General features: G+C 67.4%; 23 protein-coding genes, 1 tRNA gene and 1 pseudogene. 23 read left to right on the top strand and 2 right to left on the bottom strand.

The window, feature by feature from the left end; genetic code table 11:
• Nucleotides 1-19 precede the first annotated feature (19 nt).
• From I9P22_RS00210 to I9P22_RS24420, 17 genes are all read left to right on the top strand, one after another.
• Nucleotides 20-1045 (top strand): GlxA family transcriptional regulator, encoded by a 1026-nt coding sequence (locus I9P22_RS00210; RefSeq protein WP_233253100.1) that lies wholly within the window; start codon nucleotides 20-22, stop codon nucleotides 1043-1045.
• 56 nt (nucleotides 1046-1101) lie between these two features.
• Nucleotides 1102-1929 carry a DUF72 domain-containing protein gene (locus I9P22_RS00215; protein WP_199257431.1) on the top strand — a complete coding sequence of 276 codons (828 nt, stop codon included), beginning with the start codon at nucleotides 1102-1104 and terminating at the stop codon, nucleotides 1927-1929.
• A 108-nt stretch (nucleotides 1930-2037) separates the two neighbouring features.
• Nucleotides 2038-3462, top strand: coding sequence for an alkaline phosphatase D family protein (locus I9P22_RS00220; protein ID WP_199257432.1), 1425 nt, complete (start codon nucleotides 2038-2040; stop codon nucleotides 3460-3462).
• Nucleotides 3463-3555: 93 nt separating this feature from the next.
• Nucleotides 3556-4257: a 7-cyano-7-deazaguanine synthase QueC gene (gene queC / locus I9P22_RS00225; protein WP_199257433.1), complete on the top strand. Its 702-nt coding sequence runs from the start codon at nucleotides 3556-3558 to the stop codon at nucleotides 4255-4257.
• Entirely contained in the window at nucleotides 4257-4610 is a 354-nt protein-coding gene (locus I9P22_RS00230) for a 6-pyruvoyl trahydropterin synthase family protein (protein ID WP_199257434.1), read from the top strand. Before queC ends, I9P22_RS00230 begins: the two co-directional genes overlap by 1 nt.
• Nucleotides 4607-5314, top strand: coding sequence for a 7-carboxy-7-deazaguanine synthase QueE (gene queE, locus I9P22_RS00235; protein WP_199257435.1), 708 nt, complete (start codon nucleotides 4607-4609; stop codon nucleotides 5312-5314). Before I9P22_RS00230 ends, queE begins: the two co-directional genes overlap by 4 nt.
• 15 nt (nucleotides 5315-5329) lie before the next feature.
• Nucleotides 5330-5794, top strand: coding sequence for a preQ(1) synthase (gene queF / locus I9P22_RS00240; RefSeq protein WP_199257436.1), 465 nt, complete (start codon nucleotides 5330-5332; stop codon nucleotides 5792-5794).
• Nucleotides 5795-5938: 144 nt separating this feature from the next.
• Complete coding sequence (locus I9P22_RS00245) at nucleotides 5939-7246, top strand: ABC transporter substrate-binding protein (protein WP_199257437.1); 1308 nt, start codon at nucleotides 5939-5941, stop codon at nucleotides 7244-7246.
• A gap of 116 nt (nucleotides 7247-7362) precedes the next feature.
• Nucleotides 7363-8232 carry a carbohydrate ABC transporter permease gene (locus I9P22_RS00250; RefSeq protein WP_199257438.1) on the top strand — a complete coding sequence of 290 codons (870 nt, stop codon included), beginning with the start codon at nucleotides 7363-7365 and terminating at the stop codon, nucleotides 8230-8232.
• Nucleotides 8233-8237: 5 nt separating this feature from the next.
• Nucleotides 8238-9068 carry a carbohydrate ABC transporter permease gene (locus tag I9P22_RS00255; protein ID WP_199257439.1) on the top strand — a complete coding sequence of 277 codons (831 nt, stop codon included), beginning with the start codon at nucleotides 8238-8240 and terminating at the stop codon, nucleotides 9066-9068.
• A 12-nt stretch (nucleotides 9069-9080) separates the two neighbouring features.
• Nucleotides 9081-10079, top strand: a complete 999-nt coding sequence (locus I9P22_RS00260; RefSeq protein WP_199257440.1) for an ABC transporter ATP-binding protein — start codon at nucleotides 9081-9083, stop codon at nucleotides 10077-10079.
• A 68-nt stretch (nucleotides 10080-10147) separates the two neighbouring features.
• Complete coding sequence (locus I9P22_RS00265; RefSeq protein ID WP_199257441.1) at nucleotides 10148-11611, top strand: mannitol dehydrogenase family protein; 1464 nt, start codon at nucleotides 10148-10150, stop codon at nucleotides 11609-11611.
• Between the two features lie 19 nt (nucleotides 11612-11630).
• Nucleotides 11631-12284 carry an HAD-IA family hydrolase gene (locus I9P22_RS00270; protein WP_332908981.1) on the top strand — a complete coding sequence of 218 codons (654 nt, stop codon included), beginning with the start codon at nucleotides 11631-11633 and terminating at the stop codon, nucleotides 12282-12284.
• Nucleotides 12285-12298: 14 nt separating this feature from the next.
• Entirely contained in the window at nucleotides 12299-13750 is a 1452-nt protein-coding gene (locus I9P22_RS00275; protein ID WP_199257443.1) for an FGGY-family carbohydrate kinase, read from the top strand.
• 50 nt (nucleotides 13751-13800) lie between these two features.
• Nucleotides 13801-14100 (top strand): hypothetical protein, encoded by a 300-nt coding sequence (locus I9P22_RS00280; RefSeq protein WP_199257444.1) that lies wholly within the window; start codon nucleotides 13801-13803, stop codon nucleotides 14098-14100.
• Between the two features lie 148 nt (nucleotides 14101-14248).
• Entirely contained in the window at nucleotides 14249-14494 is a 246-nt protein-coding gene (locus tag I9P22_RS24415; RefSeq protein WP_233253101.1) for a metallophosphoesterase family protein, read from the top strand.
• Complete coding sequence (locus I9P22_RS24420; RefSeq protein ID WP_233253102.1) at nucleotides 14437-14874, top strand: metallophosphoesterase family protein; 438 nt, start codon at nucleotides 14437-14439, stop codon at nucleotides 14872-14874. Before I9P22_RS24415 ends, I9P22_RS24420 begins: the two co-directional genes overlap by 58 nt.
• Nucleotides 14875-15128: 254 nt before the next feature.
• Here I9P22_RS24420 and I9P22_RS00295 read toward each other — a convergent pair.
• Nucleotides 15129-15202: transfer RNA gene (locus tag I9P22_RS00295), tRNA-Cys, on the bottom strand.
• A gap of 195 nt (nucleotides 15203-15397) precedes the next feature.
• Nucleotides 15398-15757, bottom strand: a pseudogene (locus I9P22_RS00300) (DUF3883 domain-containing protein); the annotation flags it as partial.
• 615 nt (nucleotides 15758-16372) lie between these two features.
• On the opposite strand from I9P22_RS00300, the gene kdpF reads away from it, so the two are divergent.
• Genes kdpF through I9P22_RS00330 form a run of 6 tightly spaced genes read left to right on the top strand, consistent with a single transcriptional unit; the run spans nucleotide 16373 to nucleotide 24257 of the window.
• Nucleotides 16373-16558, top strand: coding sequence for a K(+)-transporting ATPase subunit F (gene kdpF, locus I9P22_RS24425; RefSeq protein WP_230383177.1), 186 nt, complete (start codon nucleotides 16373-16375; stop codon nucleotides 16556-16558).
• A 12-nt stretch (nucleotides 16559-16570) separates the two neighbouring features.
• Nucleotides 16571-18244 carry a potassium-transporting ATPase subunit KdpA gene (kdpA, locus tag I9P22_RS00310; protein ID WP_155046059.1) on the top strand — a complete coding sequence of 558 codons (1674 nt, stop codon included), beginning with the start codon at nucleotides 16571-16573 and terminating at the stop codon, nucleotides 18242-18244.
• A gap of 10 nt (nucleotides 18245-18254) precedes the next feature.
• The gene (kdpB, locus tag I9P22_RS00315) at nucleotides 18255-20288 is read left to right on the top strand and encodes a potassium-transporting ATPase subunit KdpB (protein ID WP_155046058.1); all 2034 of its coding nucleotides are present in this window, start codon (nucleotides 18255-18257) and stop codon (nucleotides 20286-20288) included.
• 11 nt (nucleotides 20289-20299) lie between these two features.
• Nucleotides 20300-20893 carry a potassium-transporting ATPase subunit KdpC gene (gene kdpC, locus I9P22_RS00320; protein ID WP_155046057.1) on the top strand — a complete coding sequence of 198 codons (594 nt, stop codon included), beginning with the start codon at nucleotides 20300-20302 and terminating at the stop codon, nucleotides 20891-20893.
• Nucleotides 20890-23565, top strand: a complete 2676-nt coding sequence (locus tag I9P22_RS00325) for a sensor histidine kinase (RefSeq protein WP_199257446.1) — start codon at nucleotides 20890-20892, stop codon at nucleotides 23563-23565. Before kdpC ends, I9P22_RS00325 begins: the two co-directional genes overlap by 4 nt.
• Nucleotides 23562-24257, top strand: coding sequence for a response regulator (locus I9P22_RS00330; protein WP_199257447.1), 696 nt, complete (start codon nucleotides 23562-23564; stop codon nucleotides 24255-24257). Before I9P22_RS00325 ends, I9P22_RS00330 begins: the two co-directional genes overlap by 4 nt.
• The last annotated feature ends 3 nt before the right edge of the window (nucleotides 24258-24260 follow it).

Genomic DNA, 24260 nt, shown 5'->3' on the forward strand with positions numbered 1-24260 from the left:
TCGGGGAAAGACGGCCGTGATGCAATCATCGCAAGACAGCGAACGCTACATCGCGCGGGGCATCGCCCATGTGAAGCTGGCGGCCGCCGTCGAGGCGCCGATCGAGGTCGCCTTCGTGTTGATGCCGCGTTTCACCATGCTGGCCTTCACCTCGGCCATCGAGCCCCTGCGTGTCGCCAACCAGCTGACCGAGAAGCTGCTGTTCAAATGGCACGTCCTGACCGAGACCGGCCAGCCGATCAGCTGCTCGAACGGCGTGCCGGTGGTGCCCGATGCCGCGCTTTCCTCGGCCCCGGCCAGCGATTACGTCCTGGTCTGCGGCGGGGTCGAGCCGGATGCAGCATGCAGCCCGGAACTGACCGACTGGCTGCGCAAGCAATGGCGCCACGGCCGCACGGTGGGCGGGCTCTGCACCGGCGCCTATGCGCTGGCCCGGGCCGGCATCCTGAACGGCCGCCGCTTCACCCTGCATTGGGAAAACATCCCCAACTTCACCGAGAAGCATCCCGACCTGGCCCCCGAGCGGCGGATCTTCTGCATCGACGAGCGTATCGTCACCTGCGCCGGCGGCGTCGCCTCGACCGAGCTGGCGCTGAAGCTGATCGAGGATTACTACGGCACCGAGCTGATGCAGGCGGTGATGGACATGTGCTTGCTGGGCCAGATCCGGCGCGGCGAGGAGGAGCAGCTCAGCTCGCTTTCCGTGCGCCTGGGCACCCGCAACGACCACCTGATCCGCGCCGTCGCCTATATCGAGGCGCATGTCGAGGACGAGGTGGACCTGGGCGAATGCGCCAGCTATCTGGGCATCTCGCGCCGGCAGCTGGAGCGGCTGTTCCAGCGCTACCTGGATACCACGCCGCTGCAATATCTCAACCGGGTGCGGCTGCAGCACGCGCGCTCGCTGCTGACCGAGACCAATCTCAGCGTGATGGAGGTGGCGGTGGCCTGCGGCTTCGGCTCCTCCTCCTATTTCTCCAAGGTGTTCCGCTCGCATTACGGCATCTCTCCGCACAAGTTCTCGCTGACGCGCAAGCGGGGCTGAGCCCCGGCGCGATTGCGTGTATGCTGCGCCCGAAGCGCTGGCGAAGGGGGAACGGCATGGGAAGCAAGGACGGCGGCAAGGGCAAGGCGGGACGGATCCGCATCGGCATCGGCGGCTGGACCTACGAGCCCTGGCGCGGCAGTTTCTACCCCGAGGGCCTGCCGCAGCGGCGCGAGCTGGAACATGCCAGCCGCCAGCTCACCTCGATCGAGATCAACGGCACCTATTACGGTGCGCAGAAGCCCGAGAGCTTCCGCAAATGGCATGACGAGACGCCCGAGGATTTCGTCTTTTCGCTAAAGGCGCCGCGCTACGCCACGAACCGCAGGGTGCTGGCCGATGCGGGCGAGACCATCGCGCGCTTCTTCGACAGCGGCGTCCTGCTGCTGGGCGACAAGCTGGGGCCGATCAACTGGCAGTTCATGGCCACGAAGAAATTCGAACCCGAGGATTTCGCCGCCTTCCTGGACCTGCTGCCGGCATCTCTGGACGGCAGGCCGCTGCGCCATGTCGTCGAGGTCCGGCACGAAAGTTTCCGCAGCCCGGACTTCATCGAGCTGATCCGCGCCCGGGGCGTGGCCGCGGTGGTTTCCGCCGATGGCGATTTCCCGCAGATCGCCGATCCCACCGCCCCCTTCGTCTATGCCCGCATCATGGGCACGCGCGAGAACGAGCCGCTGGGCTATGCGCCTGCCGCGCTGGATTTATGGGCAGAGCGGGCACGGATATGGGCTGCGGGCGGCCGACCCGAGGGGTTTGACCATGTCGGCGACAACGATGCTGACGCGCCGCGCGACGTGTTCCTTTACGTCATCAGCGGCTGCAAGCAGCGCAATCCGCAGGCGGCGATGGCCTTGATGGAAAGGCTGGGGCAGGGCGGCTGATCCCTGCTGCAGGGCCAGCGATTTCCCGCTGTCGCACCGCCGTCGAATTGCGCTTCGCCGCGTCGCGCCTATATCTCGCTGCAACGCAAAAACCGGGAAGGAACATTCGTGGGCGAAGGACGACAACCGGCACAGGCCGGGCCGATCCTGCATTTTCGCGGCATCGAGGGTCGGGCCATCCGGCTTGCGGCCATCGTGATCCGCGGCGACGACGCGGTGCCGGGCAGCCTGCGCGCCTCGGACGCCGAGATCGCGCCGCAGCGCCTCGCGACCATCGCCGGCATCACCGCCTGGCGCTACGATTTCACCCTGGCCGCCGGCGACCCGGGCTATGAGCTCGAGGGCGAGCACTACGAGGTAGCGACCGAATTCGACGGCGATCTGCGCATCGCCTTCGTCTCCTGCAATGGCGAGGAGAATGGCGATCTGGACCGCGACGGCGAGGAGCGCAACCGGATGTGGGCCCGGCTGGCGCGCGACCACGCCCGCGCACCCTTCGCCCTGCTGCTGCAGGGTGGCGATCAGGTCTATGCCGACGAGGCGACGCAGGGCCATCCGCTGAGCCATGACTGGCCCGACAAGGCGCCCGAGGTTGACGACCCCGAGGCATTGGCCGATCTGGCCGAGCATCTGCGTCGCCGCTTCGTGGAACGCTACCTGCATGTGCTGCAGGCGCGCGGCTATGCCTGGATGGCGGCGCGGGTGCCGACATTGTCGGTCTGGGATGATCACGACATCTGCGACGGCTGGGGCTCGCTGCCCGAAAAGCGCAGCCGCTCGGCCATAGGCCGGACCCTGTTCGCCGTGGCGCGCGAGACCTATCTGCTGTTCCAGCACGGCGCGGTGGAAAGCGACATTCCCGACCTGTTCCTCGACGCCTCGGGCGCCAGCCTCAGCTGGAAGCGCGAGCTGCCGGGCCTGACCATCGCCGCGCCGGACCTGCGGTCGGAACGCAACCGCCACCGTATCATGGGCCCGGCGGGCTGGCGGGCGGTCGAGGCGCTGGCGCCGCAGGGCGCGCATGTGTTCCTGGTTTCCAGCGTGCCGCTGCTGGGGCCACGCCTGTCGCTTCTGGAACGGCTGATGATGGCGATCCCGCGCATGCAGCATTACGAGGACGACCTGCGCGACCAATGGCAGAGCCGCGCCCATCGCGAGGAATGGCAGCGCATGCTGCGCGAGGTGCTGGCCTGGCGCGCCCACGCGCCTGTCACCGCCCTGTCGGGCGAGATCCATCTGGCCACCCGCGCGGTGATGGGGCCGGATGCGCAGCGCGTGCATCAGCTGGTCGCCTCGGGTATCTCGCATCGCGCGCCGCCCAAGGCCTATGCGCGCAGCCTGGGCCTGTTCGCCGGGCTGGGAGAGGCGCCCTTGCCAGGCCACCCGATCCGCATCCACCCGCTGCCCGGCCAGCGCCACCGCTACATGGCCGAGCGGAACTACCTGACCCTGGCCCGGCGGGAGGGGCGCTGGCAGTCGGTCTGGCACCTGGAAGACAGCGGCGAAACCCCGGCGCTGGATCTGTCCGACTGACGGGGCGGGCGGTTGCGCCGCCCGTCAAAGCCCGCTATGTCGGGCGCCCATACCGGTCGCAGCCTACCCGGTCATCAAAACAAGGGTCACATCATGAAGACGACAGTTGTCTGCTCGGGCGGACTCGATTCCGTGTCGCTGGCGCATATGATCGCCGCGCAGGGCGGGCTTTCGCGCCTGATTTCCTTCGACTACGGCCAGCGCCACCGCAAGGAGCTGGATTTCGCGGCCAGCGCCGCCCGGCGACTGGACGTGCCGCATCACGTCATCGACATGCGCGGGGTGGGGGCGGTGCTGACCGGCTCGGCCCTGACCGGCGGCGCCGAGGTGCCGGACGGGCATTATGCCGAGGAGACGATGCGCATCACCGTGGTCCCGAACCGCAACGCCATCATGCTGACCGTGGCCTTCGGCATGGCGGCGGCGATGGGCGATCAGGCGGTGGCGACCGCCGTGCATGGCGGCGATCATTTCATCTATCCCGACTGCCGCCCCGCCTTCACCGAGGCGTTCCAGCAGATGCAGGACGCGGCGCTGGACGGCTATGCGCAGCTGCGGCTGCTGACCCCCTTCGTGCATCGCACCAAGACCGACATCGTCACCGAGGGCGCCCGCCACGACACGCCCTTTGCCGAGACCTGGTCCTGCTACAAGGGCGGCGCCCTGCATTGCGGGCGCTGCGGCACCTGCGTCGAGCGGCGCGAGGCCTTCCACCTGGCCGGCATCCCCGACCCGACCGCCTATGAGGACGCGGATTTCTGGCGGCAGGCCATCGCGGAACGGGAGCGGGCCTGATGTTCCGCATCGCCAAGGAGTTCCATTTCTCGGCCTCGCATCAACTGGCGCATCTGCCGCCGGATCACCAATGCGCCCGGCTGCACGGGCACAATTATGTCGTCGTGGTGGAACTGGCCGCGGCCGAGCTGAACGCCGACGGCTTCGTGCGCGACTATCACGAGCTTGCGGCCCTGAAGCACTATATCGACACGCATTTCGACCATCGCCACCTGAACGACGTGCTGGACGGCCCCTCGACCGCCGAGGCCATGGCGCGGCATTTCCACGACTGGTGCAAGGCGCGCTGGCCCGAGACGGTGGCGGTCCGGGTCTCCGAGACGCCCAAGACCTGGGCCGAGTATCGGCCATGACGCTGCGCATTGCCGAGATCTTCGGCCCGACCATCCAGGGCGAGGGCGCGCTGATCGGCGAGCCTACGGTCTTTGTGCGCGCCGGCGGCTGCGACTATCGCTGCGTCTGGTGCGACAGCCCGCATGCGGTGGAGAGCCACCATCGCCACGAATGGCGGCCGATGAGCGCCGAGGCCGTCTGGGCCGAGGTGCGGCGCCTGTCCGGCGGCCAGCCGCTGACCGTCTCGCTTTCGGGCGGCAATCCGGCGATCCAAGATTTCGCGCCGCTGATCGCGCTGGGACGCGGGCAGGACTATCGGTTCGCCTGCGAGACGCAGGGCTCGGTCGCGCAGCCCTGGTTCGCGGACCTGTCCATGCTGGTGCTGTCGCCGAAACCGCCCTCCAGCGGACAGGTGGTCGATTGGGACGCCTTCGACCGCTGCCTCAAGGCCGGCGAGGGTGCCGGCCAGCGGGTGCTGAAGATCGTGATCTTCGACCGGCGCGACCTGGACTGGGCGCGCGCGGTCGCCGCCCGCCATCCCCACCTGCCGCTCTACCTGCAGCCCGGCAACCCCGAGACCGATCCGGCCCTGCCGGTCGATCCGCAGGCCCTGGCCGACCGGCTGCTCTGGCTGGTCGAGAACACGGTCGGCTGTGGCTGGCTGAAACCGCGCATCCTGCCGCAGCTGCATGTCCTGATCTGGGGCAACCGGCGCGGCGTCTGACATCCGGAGAGAAGCATGACCGAGACGATCTACAGCGGCCTCAAGCAGCTGGGCGGGGCCACCGTGCCGCCCGAAAGCCCCGACAAGGCCGAGCTGGAGCGGGTGCAGAACCCGCAGGCCGACGTGTCCTATAACGTGCGCTTCACCGCGCCCGAGTTCACCTCGCTCTGCCCGATGACCGGGCAGCCGGATTTCGCGCATCTGGTGATCGACTATGTGCCGGGCGACTGGCTGGTCGAGTCGAAATCGTTGAAGCTTTATCTGGGAAGCTTCCGCAATCACGGCGCTTTCCACGAGGATTGCACCGTCTCGATCGGCCGGCGCCTGGCCGGATTCCTTGAACCGCGCTGGCTGCGCATCGGCGGCTATTGGTATCCGCGCGGCGGCATGCCCATCGACGTGTTCTGGCAGACCGGCCCCATGCCCGAGGGGGTCTGGATCCCCGACCAGGGCGTGCCGCCCTATCGCGGCCGCGGCTGAAACCCCACCATCCTGCAAAAAACCATCGGTCGGCGCGGTCCCGGGTATCGGGCCGCGCCGATTTCGCTTGACAGCCCCGCGGCGAATGTGTGAGCATTTGCCCATCGCATTAGCAAATGCTGATCCGTAGGGGAGGACAATCGAATGAGCATGATGCTGCGCGGCCTGATGGGAGCTTGCGCCATGACGGCGCTGGCCGTTCCGGCCATGGCCGAGACGCTGACCATCGCCACCGTGAACAACGGCGACATGATCCGCATGCAGAAGATGACCAAGCCGTTCACCGACGCGAACCCGGACATCGAGCTGGAATGGGTCACGCTGGAGGAGAACGTGCTGCGCCAGCGCGTCACCACCGACATCGCCACCAAGGGCGGGCAATACGACATCGTGACCGTCGGCAATTACGAGGTGCCGATCTGGGCCAAGCAGGGCTGGCTGGCCCCGCTGGAAGACATGGGCGCCGATTACGACGCCGACGACATCCTGCCGCCGATCCGCGACGGGCTGTCGCTGGACGGCAAGCTTTACGCCGCGCCCTTCTACGGCGAATCGGCGATGATCATGTATCGCAAGGACCTGATGGAGAAGGCCGGGCTGGAAATGCCCGAGCGCCCGACCTGGGACTTCGTCTATGACGCGGCGCGCAAGATGACCGACAAATCCGCCGAGGTCTATGGCATCTGCCTGCGCGGCAAGGCCGGCTGGGGCGAGAACATGGCCTTCCTGACCTCGATGGCGGCGAGCTACGGCGCGCCCTGGTTCGACATGGAATGGAAGCCGCAATTCTCGGGCGAGGCCTGGAAGAAGGCGCTGACCGATTATGTCACCATCATGACCGAGGCCGGCCCGCCCGGCGCCTCGTCGAACGGCTTCAACGAGAACCTGGCGCTGTTCCAGACCGGCAAATGCGGCATGTGGATCGACGCCACCGTCGCCGCCAGCTTCGTCTCGAACCCCGAGGAATCGACCGTGGCCGACAAGGTCGGCTATGCGCTGGCCCCCGAGGGCGCGAAGCCGCAGATGTGGCTCTGGGCCTGGACGCTGGCGATCCCGTCCTCGACCGACGCGCCGGATGCGGCGAAGAAGTTCGTCGCCTGGGCGACCTCCAAGGCTTACACCGAACAGGTCGCGGCGGCAGAGGGATGGGCGAACGTGCCTCCGGGCACCCGCACCTCGCTGTATGAAAACCCGGAATACCAGAAGGCCGCGCCCTTCGCGAAGCCCACGCTCGACAGCATCATGTCGGCCGACCTGAAGAACCCGACCACTGTGGAAGTGCCCTATATCGGCACGCAATGGGTGGGCATCCCCGAGTTCCAGGCGCTCGGCACCGCCGTTGGCCAGCAGTTCTCGGCCGCGCTGGCCGGACAGGCCAGCGTCGAGCAGGCACTGCAGATGGCCCAGCAGATCGCCGAGCGCGAGATGGCCAAGGCCGGCTATCCGAAGTGAGCCTGGTCAACCGGTAACCCGGTCACGATCACGCAGGGGACGGCACGCCCGTCCCTTGCTTCCCGACCCGGAAACCTCATCCGTCAATCTCGTCGCTCGCGTGAGGAGGCGCGCCGATGGCTACCCGACATCAGAAAACACTCGCGCGCCTGATGGTCGCGCCCTCGGTCCTGCTGCTTCTGGGCTGGATGATCGTGCCGCTGGCCATGACGCTGTGGTTCAGCTTCCAGAGCTACAACCTGCTCTCGCCCGGCATGGAACAGTTCATCGGCTGGACCAACTACAAGTATTTCCTGTCCGATCCCGCCTTCTGGACGGCGATGCGGAACACGCTGCTGCTGGTCGGGGGCGTGCTGGTCATCACCGTGGGCGGCGGCATCCTGCTGGCCCTGCTGCTGGACCAGCCGATGTTCGGCCAGGGCATCGTGCGCATCCTGGTGATCGCGCCCTTCTTCATCATGCCCACCGTCTCGGCGCTGGTGTGGAAGAACATGTTCATGAACCCGGTGAACGGGCTGTTCGCCTGGATCGCCAAGGCCATCGGTGCGCAGCCCATCGACTTCCTGGCGCAATATCCGCTGCTGTCGGTCGTCCTGATCGTCGCCTGGCAATGGCTGCCCTTTGCCACGCTGATCCTGCTGACGGCGCTGCAGTCGCTGGACAGCGAGCAGATGGAGGCGGCCGAGATGGACGGCGCCGGCGCCTTCGCCAAGTTCACCCACCTGATCCTGCCGCACCTGTCGCGCGCCATCACCGTGGTGATCCTGATCGAGACCATCTTCCTGCTCTCGGTCTTTGCCGAGATCCTGGTCACCACCAATGGCGGGCCGGGCTATGCCTCGACCAACCTGACCTATCTCGTCTATTCGCAGGCGCTGCTGCAATACGACGTGGGCGGCGCTTCCGCCGGCGGCATCGTCGCCGTCATCCTGGCCAATATCGTTGCGGTCTTCCTGATGCGGATGATCGGCAAGACGCTGGAGTAAGAACCATGGCCCGCAAGATTTCCGACACCCGCCGCTGGGGCTTCACCATCCTGGCCTGGGGCGTGGCGCTGCTGATCTTCTTCCCGATCCTGTGGACGATCCTGACCAGCTTCAAGTCCGAGGCCGACGCCATCGCCAGTCCGCCGAAATTCCTGTTCTTCGACTGGACGACCGAGAACTATGCCGAGGTGCAGTCGCGCTCGCCCTATTTCCGGCATTTCCTGAACTCGGTCATCATCTCGGTCGGCTCGACGCTCTTGGGTCTCCTGATCGCCATTCCGGCCGCCTGGTCGATGGCCTTCCAGCCGGCCAAGCGGACCAAGGACCTGCTGATGTGGATGCTGTCCACCAAGATGATGCCGGCCGCCGGGGTGCTGATCCCGATGTATCTGCTGTTCCGAAACTGGGGGCTTCTGGACACGCGCTTCGGCATCACCGTGGTGCTGATGCTGATCAACCTGCCGATCATCACCTGGATGCTCTATACCTATTTCCGCGAGATCCCGTCCGAGATCCTGGAAGCGGCGCGGATGGACGGCGCCAGCCTGAAGAACGAGATCCTGCATGTGCTGACGCCGATGGCGGTGCCCGGCATCGCCTCGACGTTGCTGCTGAACGTCATCCTGGCCTGGAACGAGGCGTTCTGGACCCTGAACCTGACCACCTCGCAGGCGGCGCCGCTGACGACCTTCATCGCCAGCTATTCCAGCCCCGAGGGGCTGTTCTACGCGAAACTTTCGGCGGCGAGCACCATGGCCATCGCCCCGATCCTGATCCTGGGCTGGTTCAGCCAGAAACAACTCGTGCGCGGCCTGACCTTCGGCGCGGTGAAATGAAAGGGGGGAACGATGGGTAGCATCACGCTTCAACAGGTCCGCAAGAGCTTCGGCGATGTCGAGGTCATCCCGGGCGTCGACCTGGAAATCAACGACGGCGAATTCGTGGTCTTCGTCGGTCCCTCGGGCTGCGGCAAGTCTACGCTGCTGCGGCTGATCGCCGGGCTCGAGGACGTGACTTCGGGCCGGGTCGTCATCGACGGCCAGGACATGACCCAGGCGCCGCCCTCCCGGCGCAAGCTGGCGATGGTGTTCCAGAGCTATGCGCTTTACCCGCATATGTCGGTCAGGAAGAACATCGCCTTTCCGCTGAAGATGGCCGGCATGGCGGCGGACGAGCAGGAGCGGCGCGTCCAGCACGCGGCCGGCATCCTGAACCTGACCGACTACCTGGACCGCCGCCCGGGCCAGCTGTCGGGCGGCCAGCGCCAGCGCGTCGCCATCGGCCGGGCCATCGTGCGCGAGCCCTCGGCCTTCCTGTTCGACGAGCCCTTGTCGAACCTCGACGCGGCGCTGCGGGTGAACATGCGGGTCGAGATTTCCGAGTTGCACAAGAAGCTGGCCACCACCATGGTCTACGTCACCCATGACCAGGTCGAGGCGATGACCATGGCCGACAAGATCGTCGTCCTGCGCGCCGGCCGGGTCGAGCAGGTGGGCAGCCCGCTGGAACTGTACCGCAGCCCCGCCAACCGCTTCGTCGCCGGCTTCATCGGCAGCCCGAACATGAATTTCATCGAGGGCGAGGCGGCCGCCGCCATGGGGGCCCATGCCATCGGCGTGCGCCCCGAGCATTTCGCCATGTCCACCACCGGCGGCCAGTTTGCCGGCACCGTGGGCGTGGCCGAGCATCTGGGCTCGGACACCTTCCTGCATATCGAGCTGGACGGCGGCATCCCCATCGTCGCGCGGGCGGCGGGCGAGTTCCCGGTCGGTCACGGCGACCGCATCTGGCTGACCCCGCAGGACGGCCGGGTCTATCGCTTCGACCAGCAGGGGCTGGCGCTGTAAGCGCGCCGCCCCTTCGGGGTCGCGCCCGCGGCCCTGTTTCCTGCATGACAGAACCGGGATGAATTCGGATGGACAGGCTTTGCAACCAGACCCTCGACCGCCTCGGCCAGCCGGTGCCGGGCTATGACCGCGCCGCCCTGCGCCCCGGCATCCTGCATTTCGGCGTCGGCAATTTCTTCCGCGCCCATCAGGCCGCCTATCTGGACCGGCTGATGAACATGGGGCTGGCGCAGGACTTCGCCATCATCGGCGCCGGCGTCATGCCGGGCGACGCGCGGATGCGCGACACGCTGGCGGCGCAGGACTATCTTTACACGCTGGTCGAGCAATCGGCGACGCGCTCGGATGCCCGCGTGCTGGGGCCGATCGTGGACTATATCGCGCCGGGCGATCCCGCGCGGGTCGTCGCCACGCTGGCCGATCCGGCGATCCGCATCGTGGCGCTGACCATCACCGAGGGCGGCTATTTCATCGACGCCGCCACCGGGCATTTCGACCCGAAGCATCCCGCCATCGCCGCCGATGCCGCCCGCCCCGACGCGCCGCAGACCGTCTTCGGCCTGATCGTCGCCGGGCTGAAGGCACGCCGCGCCGCCGGGCATGTGCCCTTCACCGTCATGTGCTGCGACAACATCCCCCATAACGGCAACGTCACCCGCGAGGCGGTGGCCGAGACCGCGCGGCTGAGCGATCCGGAGCTGGCCGGCTGGATCACCGCCAATGTCGCCTTCCCCAACGCCATGGTGGACCGTATCACTCCGGCGACCAGCGACCGCGAGCGGCGCATGGTGCGCGAGGATTTCGGCATCGCCGACGAGGCCCCGGTCTTCTGCGAGGATTTCATCCAATGGGTGCTCGAGGACAATTTCCCGGCCGGCCGGCCGCCGCTGGAAAGGGCCGGCGTCGAATTCGTCGCCGAGGTGACGCCTTGGGAGCTGATGAAGATCCGCATCCTGAACGGCGGCCATGCGGTGATCGCCTATCCAGCCGGCCTCCTGGACATCCATTTCGTGCATGAGGCGATGGCGGACGCGCAGGTTTGCGCCTTCCTGGAAAAGATCGAGGAAGACGAGATCATCCCCGCCGTGCCGCCGGTGCCCGGCACCGACCTGCGGGCCTATTTCGCCAAGGTCGCCGAACGCTGCGCCAATCCCAAGATCGGCGACACGGTGCGGCGGCTCTGCCTGGACGGCTCGAACCGGCAGCCGAAATTCATCGTGCCGACCATCGCCCACCGGCTTGAGCGCGACCAGCCGGTCGCGGGGCTGGCGCTGGAATCGGCGCTCTGGTGCCGCTATTGCGCCGGCGTGACCGACACCGGCGCCGCCATCGCGCCGAACGATCCGAACTGGGACCACCTGACGCGGGTGGCGCAGGCGGCGCGCTCGGATCCCTCGGCCTGGCTCGGCATGGCCGAGATCTATGGCGCGACCGGCCGCGACCCGCGCCTTGCCGAGCCTTTCGCGCGCTGGCTGGCGATGCTGTGGGACAAGGGCACGCGGGCGACGCTCGACGCCTATCTCAAGGGCTAGCGGCGGGGGCTGGGCGGCGGTGCGCGGGCTGATCTTCGATTGCGACGGGGTGCTGGTCGATTCCGAGCCACTGGCGGTGGCGGAACTCGAGATCCTGCTGCAGGGGCTGGGGGCGCCGATCACCAGCGCGCGCATCTATGACGAATTCCTCGGCCGCTCGGTCTCGACCATCGTCGAGGCGGCGCGCGATCACGGCATCGAACTTGGGCCGGCGCTGCCCGGCTTTTCCGCGGCGCTGTTCCGCCGCTTTCGCCGCGACCTGCGGCCCATGCCCGGCATGGCCGAGGTGCTGGCACAGCTGTCCGGGCCGCGGGCCGTGGCCTCCTCCAGCGCGCCGGACCGGCTGGCGCTCTCGCTGGCGCTGACCGGGCTGGCGCCGCTGTTCGGTCCGCATGTCTATTCCGCGACCCAGGTGGCACGCGGCAAGCCGGCGCCGGACCTGTTCCTGTTCGCCGCCGGGCATCTGGGCGTCGCCCCCGGCGATTGCGTGGTGATCGAGGACAGCCCGGCCGGCCTGCGCGCCGCCCGCGCCGCCGGGATGCGGGTGATCGGCTTTCTGGGCGGCAGCCATGCCGGGCAGGCGCGGCTGGCGGAAAAGCTTGCCGCCGAAAACCCGGACGCGCTGATTGACCATGCCCGGGATTTGCCCAAAACTCTGGCCGGATTGCGCTGAGGGGAGTGGGCGAGTTGCTGATCGGGGCCGTGGATGTGGGCTCGGCCCGGGCGCGGGCGGGGCTGTTCACCGCCGAGGGGCGGCTTGTCGCGCGGGCAAGCCGCGGCTTTTCTACCATCGCCGGTCCCGACCGCCAGGCCATGCACGATTTCGCCGAGATCTGGCAGGCGGTGGCCGAGGCGCTGGCCGAGGCGCGGCGCCAAGCCGGCGCCAGCCCGGCGCAGATCCGCGCCCTGGCCTTCGACGCCACCTGCTCACTGGTGGTCGAGGCGCCGGGCTTCGCCCCGGACGTGATCGCCTGGCACGACCACCGCGCCCTTGCCGAGGCGGCCGAGCTTGGCGCCATCGCGCATGAGGTGGTGGTGCGGGCCGGCGGCTCGGTCTCGCCCGAGATGCAGACGCCGAAGCTGATGTGGCTCAGGCGCCACCGGCCCGAGGTCTGGGCGGCGCTGCGGGGGCTGCGCGATCTCTGCGACCACTTGGCCTTTCGTGCCACCGGCATCGAGGCGCGCTCGCATTGCGCGGCGGTGGCGAAATGGCCCTGGCTGCCCGATCGTGGCGGCTGGCAGACGGACTTGCTGGCCCGGATCGGCATTGCGGATTTTCCGCGCCCGGGCCCGGTCCTGCCGCCGGGCAGCCGCATCGGCCCGCTGTCGCCGCGGGGCGCGGCCGAGCTGGGGCTGGAACCCGAGACGCTGGTCGCCGTCGGGCTGATCGACGCCTTTTCCGGTGCGCTCGGCGCGGCGCCGGGCATGCCGGCGCTGATCGCCGGCACCTCGAACTGCGTCATGGCGACCGGGCTGGCGGCGGCTCCGGCGCTCTGGGGGCCTTATCCCGGCGCCATCCTGCCCGGCGAGGCGGTCAGCGAGGGCGGGCAATCCGCCACCGGCGCGCTGCTGGAGCGGATCCGCCGGCTCTATCCGCGCCCGGCCAGCCATGACGAGATCCTGGCCCGCCTTGCCGAGGCCGAGAACGAGCCGGGCGCGGGCCTGCATGTGCTGCCCGATTTCAAGGGCAGCCGCACGCCCTTTGCCGATCCGCTGATGCGCGGCACCATCCACGGCCTGTCGCTTGACGGCAGCCCCGCGGCGCTGGACGGGCTTTACTGGCGCGCGGCGGTGGGGATCGCGCTGGGAACCCGGCAGGTCATCGCCCATATGGGCCTGGCCCCCGCTGCGCTGGCCATGGCCGGCGGGCAGGCGCGCTCGGCCCTGCTGCGCCAACTCTATGCCGATGCCATCGGGGCCGAGATCCATTGGCAGCCCGAGGACGCGGTGCTGCGCGGCACCGCCATCGCCGCCGCCGCGCCGCTGATGGGCGGGCTGGGCGCGGCCCGTGCCCGCTTCGCCCGCCCTGCCCGGATCACCCGTCCGGATCCCGCTGCCCAGACCCGGCGCGAGCGCGACTGGCGCATCTTCCTGCGCATGCAGCAGCAGCGGGCCGAGATCGCCGCGATGGAGGGCTAGTCCTTACAATTGCGTTTGTTTCCGACTTCTGCATCGCCGGGTTCCATGACGTGGATGTCGATGGCCAGGCCGCCACGCTGCACGAGCAGTTCGGCAGCAGTCTGGCCTTCATTGACAACGGCGACGGCTCCGAGGTCTGCGACAACCCGGCCTCGGATTTCATGGCAGCGCGCATTCTCGATTCACTGTTTGCGGGTGTTCTCTGCCCAGACCCGCGCCGGATCGGGGACGATGGCGACCACCTCGCGGCACTGGAGATGTTCCGGTGGCAGATCGACACGCTGGCTGCTTGGGCACTTGACCGGCTGCTGGTGCGCGGCGGCTGGATCGATGGCTGCGGCGACCGATAGGCGTTCACCGCGCCTCCCCTGCCGGGTCACAAGCCGCTTCCCTTCCGTCTGGATCTGTAACGATGATCTACTGATACACCGTAAACCCGCATTCCGGGCATGACGACCCCATCCCCAGCGCCGGCCGTCCCTTCGCGATACCGGCCACATGAAGGCGGCGCCGATCGAACGGCTGTGGGAGAAGGTCGAGCCGGATGACGACTTCTGGCTCGTCGGCGACTTCGCCTTCGGGCCGAAGGCGAAGAACGAGGACTGGCTGCGGAGCATCTTCGACCGACTGCCCGGCACGCATCTGGTGGTCGGCAAGCACGACGGTCCGCCGATCCAGGCGCTGCCATGGTCAGCCTGTCATGGCTGGTGGAGGTGGACGACCCCGCCAGTAACCGGCCGGTGACGCTCTGCCACCATCCGATGATGACCTGGAACCACGCCCGGAAGGGCAGGCTGCACCTGTTCGGCCATGTGCATGGCAATCGGCAGGGCAGTGCGAACGCGGTCAATGTCGAGGTGGATGCGTGGAACTTTTCTACCCGCCGACGGTGCATGAAGCCGCACGGCGGGCGAAAGAGATGCCGTAGAACAAGCACTGGAAGGATGTCGATCCCCGTCATGCCGGCCATGGCCGGGCTGATCGACACCATGCCGGCCGACCGCATGTTGATCCTGGTGAGTGACCGCGGCCGACCCATGACCGGTCGTCATGCCTCAGACGACCTGCGCTGCTGGCGCAACAAGCCGGGTCTGACACCCGAAGCTCTAGGATATGACTCGTGACTTCAGAACACCTGGGGAACGGCCGCCACCCGTCTTCTGAACGCCGGGCTTACGCTGGCCGAAATCGCGGCGCACATGGGCTGGTCGGTCCGCCACGCGGCAGCCGTGATCGAGCATTACGCCCACGTCCCGCCCGATGAATCGGACGGCATTCTGGTCAAGCTCGCCCAGGCGAAAGGGGGCGCAAAGTGAACGAAACTGTAAACGCCGGAATGAGAGAAAAGCCCGATATGACACAAGCGTTTGAAAAGACTTGGAGGCGGGTACCGGAATCGAACCGGTCTTCACGGATTTGCAATCCGCTGCGTAACCTCTCCGCCAACCCGCCGGAGCCTCGCGTTTGCTAGGGTTTTCATCCGTCACGGTCAAGGGGGTTATCACTCTGGTTATCACTTTCTTGTTCTGGTCCCGTTCTGTTCCTGGATCTCGTGCCACGCGAAGGACATCGGACGCCTGCCTTGCGGCCAGGCGTCCGGCGCCTTCTCGTGGCCAGGTCAGGACGTCGCGCGTCTCTGCGATTTCAGGGTGTTGGGTGAATGCGCGCGTCGCGTAGGCCAGCGGCGGTTTGCAGCCTCGGTTGGCGCCCGAGCCAGGCCGGGTTCAGCGCCAGCCACCGCGCCACGGCATCCACCAAGGTCATCTGGAAGTTGAACGCGGGCTTGTAACCGGGGATCCAGTCCTCGCCGAGGCCCTTCAGCACCGCACTGATGTTCTGGTGCTTGAACTCGACAGACCCCTCGGACCGGTCGTTCAGCAGCGGCAGCAACGCGCGACGGTGTTCGGCCTTGCTGTAGCGGCGCGCGGAGATGTCGTCGGCCAGCATCGCGAAGTAATCCGCGACGATCAGGTCGTTCTCTTCATCTGTCCACGCGCCGTTCGACATTGCGCCAGGCTATGGCGCGAAGTCTGTTTGTCATCAGAGACTTCTGGCAGGGTCTTGGCTCGCTTCGAACGCTGCCGCCGGACTTGGGATCGGCCGCCACAGAGCCGTCCTTCTGACCGCCCTGCGCCTTCGTGTCAGTCTCCGCCACCGGATTATCTCGCGAAAGGGACGACCCCATGAACGCGGCAACCCATTGGAAATGCGAGGATGTTTTACGCCGTCCCGTGACCGTCGAGGGGCGCTCGAAGAGAGACGCAGGCCATTCGGAGACCCATTCCGCGTCAAGCGCCCAGTCTCCGAAAGGCGGAAGGCCCTGCCAACGCCCTTTGAAACAAAAAGAAAAAAGGCCCCAATCGGGGCCCTTGGTCGGATTCAGTATCTGAATGTGGCGGAGGGCGCGGGTCTGACGTCGAACCTTCTCCACTTCCAGAGCCCTCCTTCTCGGCCAGCTTCCGCAGGACCGCGTCGTCGTTGACGAGTTCAGATACGGCAAGAGCCAGCCCGTGAGAGCCTGAGATGGCTCGCTTTACACGTTCCTTACGCGATCCGGCACGATCTCGCATGGAGCCTTTACGCAGCGCTACTGCAGTGTCTGGCACAGCAACCTAGGGAGCCTTGCAATGCTGGACCTTCTCTACATCGTTCTCGGCCTCGCTGTTTTCGCGGCTTTCGCCTTCGGCATCCGTGCCGCCGAGCGGTTGTGAGGGCGGCATCATGTTCGATCTGATCGTAGGGCTCGCCGTAGCAGCGGGCCTGTTCGTCTATCTTGGCGCGGCGCTGCTGCGGCCCGACCGGTTCTAGGGGTGCCGCATCATGACCCTGCTTTCCTACTTTGCTTACTTCGCCGCGCTTGTTGGTCTGGCCTGGATGCTCGCGATCTGGATGGCGCGCGTCTATTCCGGAAGCCTGCCTTCGGCGCTGCTGCGGACCGAGGCGGCGCTGTTGCGCCTGAGCGGCGCCGCGCCCGACCGAGGCATGGGCTGGGGGGCCTATGCGCTGGCTGTCTTAGCCTTCAACGCAACATGTTTTGTCGTGCTCTACGTCCTGCTCAGGGCGCAGGGCACGCTGCCGCTGAACCCCGACGGCATCGGCGGCATGGCGCCCGACCTCGCCTTCAACACCGCTGTCAGCTTTGTCACCAACACCAACTGGCAGGCCTATTCGGGCGAAGCGCAGCTGAGCTATCTCAGCCAGATGGCCGGGCTGACGGTGCAGAACTTCGTCAGTGCTGGCACAGGCATGGCAGTGGCAGTGGCGGTGATCCGGGGCTTTGTGGCGCCCAAGGGGGCGACGCTTGGCAACTTCTGGGTGGACCTGACCCGGTCGGTCCTGTGGATCCTCCTGCCCCTATCGGTGGTGCTGGCGCTGTTCCTTGCGTGGCAGGGCGTGCCGCAGACGTTGCAGGGCGCAGTGGTTGCAACAGGAATCGAGGGCCAGGAGCAGGTCATCGCACGCGGCCCCGCCGCAGCGCAGATCGCGATCAAGCAGCTTGGCACCAATGGCGGCGGCTTCTTTGGCGTAAACTCGGCGCATCCGTTCGAAAACCCGACGATTTCGTCGAACATGGCGCAGAGCCTGTCGATCCTGCTGATCCCGGTGGCCTTCTGTTTCCTGTTCGGCCGCATGGCCGGGGACCGGCGGCAAGGATGGGCGATCTTTGCCGCCATGGCGGTGATGTTCGTGGCAGGCCTTGCGGTGATCCATGCCTACGAAGTTGCGGGGAACCCCGCCCTAGGGCTAGGCGCGAACATGGAGGGCAAGGAACAGCGGTTTGGCGCGATGCTGTCGGCGCTCTGGGCGGCCCAGACCACCGCCGCGTCGAACGGATCGGTCAACGCGATGCACGACTCGTTCATGCCGCTCTCGGGGCTGGTGATGCTGGTCTTTATGCAGATCGGCGAGGTGATCTTCGGCGGGGTCGGCGCGGGGCTCTACGGGATGCTCCTCTACGTCGTCCTCGCCGTGTTCCTGGCCGGGCTGATGGTGGGGCGGACGCCCGAATACCTCGGCCGCAAGATCGAGGGGCGCGAGGTGACGCTGGCGGTACTGGCCTTCCTGTCGATGCCCTTGGGCATCCTGGTGGGCGGGGCTGTGGCGGCCACGGTGTCTGCGGCGCTGGCGGCGGTGCAGGAGCCCGGGCCGCACGGGATGAGCGAGATCCTCTATGCCTATTCGTCGGCCACCGGGAACAACGGCAGCGCCTTCGGCGGCTGGGGCGCGGCGCTGCAATGGCACACGACGGCACTTGGGATCATCATGCTGTTGGGGCGCTATGCCATCATCATCCCGATGCTGGCCATTGCCGGGTCGATGGTGCGCAAGCCACAGGCCCCTGTCACCTCAGGCACCTTTCCAACGGACGGGCCGCTGTTCGTGACGCTTCTCATCCTCACCGTGCTGATCCTCGGCGCGCTGACCTTCTTCCCTGTCCTCGCCCTTGGTCCCATCGCGGAAGAGACCGCGCGGCTGGCCGGGCAGAGTTTCTGAGGCACCAGAGATGTCCAAACATGAAAAGACGGCCGACCTGAGCGGCCTTTACACGGCGGCGATCCGGGCCAGCGTGGCCAAGCTGGATCCCCGCAGCCTGTGGCGCAACCCGGTGATGTTCGTGACCGCCGTGGTGGCCGCGATGACCACGATCCTGGGCCTTCGCGACCTGCTGTCCGGCGTGCCGGGCGCGGGCACGTCCTTGCATATCGCGGCCTGGCTGTGGCTCTGCGTGCTCTTCGCCAACTTCGCCGAGGCCCAGGCCGAGGGCCGCGGCAAGGCGCGGGCCGATACGCTGCGCGCGACGAAGTCCGAGACGCGGGTGCGGGTGCTGGCTGCGGCAGAGGATGATCCCGCCACGGGTGTCGAGACGCTTTCGACCGCGCTGCGGGCAGGCCAGTTCGTCCATGTTGCCGCCGGAGAGATCATCCCGGCGGATGGCGAGGCGGTGCGGGGCGTGGCCTCGGTCAACGAAAGCGCCATCACCGGTGAAAGCGCGCCAGTGATCCGTGAGGCAGGGGGCGACCGGTCATCCGTCACCGGGGGCACCACGGTTGTGTCGGACTGGCTGGTCATCCGGGTCACCGCCGAGCCGGGGAAAAGCTTCCTCGACCGCATGATCGCGCTGGTCGAAGGGGCCGAACGGCAAAAGACCCCGAACGAGATCGCGCTAAACATCCTGCTGGTCGGTCTGACGCTGATCTTCCTGTTCGTCGTCGTCACGTTGCCCGCCTTCGCGAGCTACTCCGGCACCACGATCCCGGTGGTCGTGCTGGGCGCGCTGTTCGTGACGCTGATCCCCACCACCATCGGCGGCCTCCTCAGTGCCATCGGCATCGCGGGCATGGACCGGCTGGTCAAGGCCAACGTCATCGCCAAATCCGGCCGCGCGGTCGAGGCGGCGGGGGATGTGGATACGCTCCTTCTGGACAAGACCGGGACGATCACCTTCGGCAACCGGATGGCCGATGCGCTGATCCCCGCGCCGGGGGTCGCGCTGGCGCGGCTGGCCGAGGCGGCGGCGCTGGCGTCGCTGGCCGACGAGACGCCCGAGGGCAAATCCATCGTGGACAAGGCGCGTGAGGTGCTGGGATCGGTTCCCGACATGCCCAAGGGCGCCGAGGCGGTCGCCTTCACGGCGCAGACGCGGCTTTCGGGGCTGGACGCTGATGGCCGGACGTTCCGAAAGGGCGCGACGGATGCAGTGATCCGGCTGACGGGCAAGACCCCGCCGCAGCCCTTGCAGGCGCAGGTCGATGCCATCGCGCGGTCGGGCGGCACGCCGCTTCTGGTGGCCGAAGGGACCGAAATCCTCGGCGCGGTCCACCTCAAGGACATCGTGAAACCCGGCGTGCGCGAACGCTTTGCCGAGCTGCGCGCCATGGGCATCCGCACGGTGATGATCACCGGCGACAACCCCCTGACCGCCGCAGCCATCGCCGCCGAGGCGGGGGTGGACGACTTCCTCGCCGAGGCGACGCCCGAGATGAAGCTGGACCTCATCCGCCGCGAACAGGCGGGCGGGCGGCTGGTTGCCATGTGCGGCGACGGGTCGAACGACGCGCCCGCGCTGGCACAGGCCGATGTCGGCGTGGCGATGAACGCAGGCACCCCGGCGGCGAAAGAGGCCGCGAACCTGATCGATCTGGACAGCGACCCGACGAAGCTGATCGAGGTGGTGCTGGTCGGCAAGCAACTGCTGATCAGCCGCGGGGCGCTCACGACCTTCTCCATCGCCAATGACGTGGCGAAATACTTCGCCATCCTGCCCGCAATCTTCGTTGCGGCCTATCCGGGGCTGGGGGCGCTGAACATCATGGGGCTGGCATCGCCCACCTCGGCCATCCTGTCGGCGGTGATCTTCAACGCGCTAATCCTGGTGGCGCTGGTGCCGCTTGCCCTGCGCGGGGTCGCCTACCGTCCATCCAGCGCTGCCGCACTGCTGCGCCGGAACCTTCTGATCTACGGCTTGGGTGGCCTGATCGTGCCCTTCATCGGGATCAAGGCCATCGACGCGGCCCTTGTCGCCCTGAACCTCGCCTGAAGGAGAGACACATGCTCACCCACCTTCGCCCCGCCATCGCCCTGACGGCGTTCTTCACACTGCTGACGGGTCTGGCCTATCCGCTGATCATGACCGGCGCCGCGCAGACGCTGTTCCCCGCCGTCGCCAATGGCAGCCTGATCGAAGCAGATGGCGCCGTCATCGGGTCGTCCGTGATCGCGCAGCCGTTCACCGGGGCGGGCTACCTGCACCCGCGTCCCTCGGCCAGTGACTGGAATGCTGCCGGAACCGGCGCATCGAACCTCGGCCCAACCTCGGCCACGCTGATCGCCACGGTCGCAGAGCGCCGCGCGGCATGGGAGGCGGCAAACGGGTCAACCGCGCCTATCGACGCGGTTACCGCCTCCGGCTCTGGTCTTGATCCGCACATCAGCCCGGAAAACGCGCTGGCCCAGGTTGGTCGGATTGCCGCCGCGAGGGGCGTGGATGAGGGCGCAGTGCGGCGACTGATCGAAGCCACAACCGAAGGCCCGCTCCTCGGCCTTTACGGCGAACCGCGGGTGAATGTGCTGCTCACCAACATCGCGCTTGACGAAGCCTTTCCGATGCCGCCCGCTGGAGGGGAAGGACAAGCCACCGAATGACCCCCGATGCCGAAATTCGCCCCTCTCCTGAAGCACTTCTCACGCAAGCCGCGCGTGAGGGGCGGGGTCGGCTAAAGGTCTTTCTGGGCGCAGCCCCGGGGGTCGGCAAGACCTGGGCGATGCTGGATGATGCGCACCGCGAGGCGGAGAAAGGCCGCGACGTGGTCGCCGCCTTGATCGAGACGCATGGCCGGGCCGAGACGCAGGCAAAGCTCGCGGGCCTTACGCAACTGCCGCGCAAGCCCGTGATCTATCAGGGCCGCGCCCTGACCGAGATGGACCTTGACGGCCTTCTGGCCCGAAAGCCCGATCTGGCGCTGATCGACGAACTCGCGCACACCAACGCCGATGGCAGCCGCCACGAGAAGCGCTGGCAGGATGTCGAAGAGGTGCTTGCCGCCGGGATCGACGTCTACACCACGTTGAACATCCAGCACATCGAGACGCTGAACGAGACGGTGGCCCGCATCACCGGCGTCCGCGTGCGCGAAACCGTGCCCGACGGCGCGCTGGGGTCGGCCGACGAGATCGAGCTGATCGACCTGCCGCCGGATGAACTGGTGGACCGGCTGAAGCAGGGCAAGGTCTATCCCGCCGATCAGGCGGCCCGCGCGCTGTCGTCCTTCTTCGTCAAGGGCAACCTGACGGCGCTGCGCGAGCTTGCCATGCGCGCCGCCGCCGACCGGGTGGACGCGCAACTGCGCGAACACATGGCCGCGAACGCCATCGCCGGGCCATGGCCCACGCAGGAACGCATCCTCGTCTGCATCAACGAAAGCCCCGCCGCGCGCGAGGCGATCCGCGTGGCCAAGCGCAGCGCCGACCGGGCGCGCGCTGAATGGATCGCGGTGAACGTGGCGCAGGCGCGGATGGAGGCGCTGCCCGAGGCTGACAAGGACCGGCTGGCGGGCAGCCTGCGCCTGGCCGAACGGCTTGGTGCCGAACTGGCGACACTGGAGGCAGAGCACGACGTAGCCGAAGCGATCCTCGACTTTGCGAAGGCCCGCAACGTCCGCCGCATCGTGATCGGCCGCCCGCGGCCCCGGCCGTTCTGGGCGAAGTGGGCGTCCGAGGACGTCGCGACCGATGTCCTGCGCAAGGCAGGGCCGTTCGAGGTGACCGTCGCCTCGGAACCGGACGAAAAGCCGAAGGCCAGCCGTTTCCGCCTGCCGCGTCTGGCGTCAGAGCCAAAGGCATGGGGCGAGGCGGTGCTGGCCGTCGCCATCGCCTCGGCCTGTTCCTGGGCCGCCGAACAGCTGTTTCCGGTGGCCAGCCTCAGCGTGATCTACATGACGGCGGTGGTGGTGGTGGCCAGCCGCCGCGGGCTGGGGCCTGCCCTTGCGGCGGCCGTTCTGGGCTTCATGGCCTACAATTTCCTCTTCACCCACCCGCGTTATACCTTCCACGTCTCGCGGCAGGGCGAGCTTTTGACCTTGGGGCTGTTCCTCGCGGCCTCGCTGGTCACCGGCAACCTCGCTGCCCGCCTGCGCGCCCGGGTGGATGCACAGGCCGCCATCGCCGACCGCACCAACAAGCTTTACGACTTCAGCCGCCGTGTCGCCGCCGCAGCCACGGCTGACGATGTCGTCTGGGCCTCGGTCAGCCATGTGGCGACGACGTTGCGTTGCGAGGCGGTGCTTCTGATGCCGCGCGGGGCCGAGTTGCGGGTGGTGGGGGGCTTTCCGCCCGAGGATCGGCTGGACGTCCGCGACCAGTCTGCTGCGCAGTTCGCCTGGGAGAAAGGCGAAGCAGCTGGCCGGGGATCGGACACCTTGCCCACCGCCCGGTGGTTCTTCCTGCCGCTGGTTGCTGGCGACCGGCGGCTTGGCGTCCTTGGCATTGCCTATGCCGACGACCGCCAGCTCGTACGCACCGACCGCCGCCTCCTCGATGCGCTGATCGACCAGATAGCCCTGGCGCTGGAACGGCTGCGCCTGACCGAAGACCTTGCCGCCACCCAGCTTGCGACTGAGACTGAACGTCTGCGAACGGCTCTGTTGAACTCGGTCAGCCACGACCTGCGCACGCCCCTTGTGACGATCATTGGTGCTGCTGGCCACCTGGCGGAAGCCGATTTGCCCCAGGATGCTCGCCGCGATCTGGCCGAGAACATCCGCGAGGAGGGTGAGAGGCTCGACCGCTACGTGCAGAACCTTCTCGACATGACGCGCCTCGGCCATGGTGCGCTGAAGCCTCGCTTGGCCCCGCAGGACGTGGCCGAGATCGTTGGGGGCGCACGAGCGCGGACGAAGGCCATCCTGCGCGGTCATGATCTGCAGGTGGACCTTGCGCCAAATCTCCCGCTGATCCTCGCCGACGGGGTGCTGCTGGAACAGGTGCTCGTGAACATCCTCGACAATGCCGCCAAGTACGCGCCCGAGGGCACCGCCATCGGCATCGCCGCCCGATTGCAGGGAGTGCGCGTGGAGCTTTCGGTGACAGACCGCGGCCCCGGAATCCCGCCCGAGGATCAGGCCCGTGTCTTCGACATGTTCTACCGCGTGGCCGGGGGCGACCGTCAGCGCGCGGGCACCGGCCTTGGCCTTGCCATCTGCAAAGGGCTGGTAGAGGCGATGGGCGGCACGATCCGTGCCGAGACCGGCTGGCCCGATGGCACCGGCACGCGTATCGTGATGGCACTCCCCTTCCACAACCCCGAGGTCGCTGCGTGAGTGTCCCTGCCCGTATCCTTGTCATCGATGACGAAGCTCCGATCCGCCGCTTTCTGCGTGTGGCGCTCGAAGCCGAAGGCTATGGCGTGATCGAGGCAGGCACCGCGCGCGAAGGGCTAGCAATGGCGGCCCGCGAGGCGCCGGCGCTGGTCGTGCTCGACCTGGGCCTTCCGGATGCCGACGGCCTGTCCGTGCTGCGCGACCTGCGGGGCTGGAGCCCGGTTCCTGTCCTGATCCTGTCGGTCCGCGCCGATGAGAGCGACAAGGTCGAGGCGCTAGATGCGGGCGCACAGGACTATGTGGTCAAACCTTTCGGTGTGAAGGAGTTTCTTGCCCGGATCCGTGGCCTGCTGCGTGATCGCAGCACCGAGGTTGTGCCGTCTGTTCTGACGGTTGGCCCGCTGACAATCGACGCCGTCGATCATTCCGCCACGATGGACGGAATACCCCTTCACCTCACGCGGCGGGAGTTCGACCTGCTGTGGATGCTGGCGAGCCATCGGGGGCGACTGGTCACACAGGAGATGATCCTTCGGGCGATCTGGGGCCCCGCCCATGCCGAGGACAGCCAGTATCTGCGGGTTTATATCCGCCAGTTGCGGCAGAAGCTTGGCGATGATGCCGCGAACCCCCGGTTCATCGCGACGGAACCCGGGATTGGCTATCGGTTCCTTGATCCGCTAGTGAACTGATAA

It is taken from the genome of Paracoccus binzhouensis, assembly GCF_016446475.1.
Classification (GTDB): Bacteria; Pseudomonadota; Alphaproteobacteria; order Rhodobacterales; family Rhodobacteraceae; genus Paracoccus; species Paracoccus binzhouensis.

Bases quoted from the DNA above. Each gene is read 5' to 3' on its own strand.
- I9P22_RS00210 (WP_233253100.1), top strand. From the start codon at position 20: ATGCAATCATCGCAAGACAGCGAACGCTACATCGCGCGGGGCATCGCC.
- I9P22_RS00215 (WP_199257431.1), top strand. From the start codon at position 1,102: ATGGGAAGCAAGGACGGCGGCAAGGGCAAGGCGGGACGGATCCGCATC.
- queC (WP_199257433.1), top strand. From the start codon at position 3,556: ATGAAGACGACAGTTGTCTGCTCGGGCGGACTCGATTCCGTGTCGCTG.
- I9P22_RS00230 (WP_199257434.1), top strand. From the start codon at position 4,257: ATGTTCCGCATCGCCAAGGAGTTCCATTTCTCGGCCTCGCATCAACTG.
- queE (WP_199257435.1), top strand. From the start codon at position 4,607: ATGACGCTGCGCATTGCCGAGATCTTCGGCCCGACCATCCAGGGCGAG.
- queF (WP_199257436.1), top strand. From the start codon at position 5,330: ATGACCGAGACGATCTACAGCGGCCTCAAGCAGCTGGGCGGGGCCACC.
- I9P22_RS00245 (WP_199257437.1), top strand. From the start codon at position 5,939: ATGAGCATGATGCTGCGCGGCCTGATGGGAGCTTGCGCCATGACGGCG.
- I9P22_RS00250 (WP_199257438.1), top strand. From the start codon at position 7,363: ATGGCTACCCGACATCAGAAAACACTCGCGCGCCTGATGGTCGCGCCC.
- I9P22_RS00255 (WP_199257439.1), top strand. From the start codon at position 8,238: ATGGCCCGCAAGATTTCCGACACCCGCCGCTGGGGCTTCACCATCCTG.
- I9P22_RS00260 (WP_199257440.1), top strand. From the start codon at position 9,081: ATGGGTAGCATCACGCTTCAACAGGTCCGCAAGAGCTTCGGCGATGTC.
- I9P22_RS00265 (WP_199257441.1), top strand. From the start codon at position 10,148: ATGGACAGGCTTTGCAACCAGACCCTCGACCGCCTCGGCCAGCCGGTG.
- I9P22_RS24415 (WP_233253101.1), top strand. From the start codon at position 14,249: ATGAAGGCGGCGCCGATCGAACGGCTGTGGGAGAAGGTCGAGCCGGAT.
- I9P22_RS24420 (WP_233253102.1), top strand. From the start codon at position 14,437: ATGGTCAGCCTGTCATGGCTGGTGGAGGTGGACGACCCCGCCAGTAAC.
- kdpA (WP_155046059.1), top strand. From the start codon at position 16,571: ATGACCCTGCTTTCCTACTTTGCTTACTTCGCCGCGCTTGTTGGTCTG.
- kdpB (WP_155046058.1), top strand. From the start codon at position 18,255: ATGTCCAAACATGAAAAGACGGCCGACCTGAGCGGCCTTTACACGGCG.
- kdpC (WP_155046057.1), top strand. From the start codon at position 20,300: ATGCTCACCCACCTTCGCCCCGCCATCGCCCTGACGGCGTTCTTCACA.
- I9P22_RS00325 (WP_199257446.1), top strand. From the start codon at position 20,890: ATGACCCCCGATGCCGAAATTCGCCCCTCTCCTGAAGCACTTCTCACG.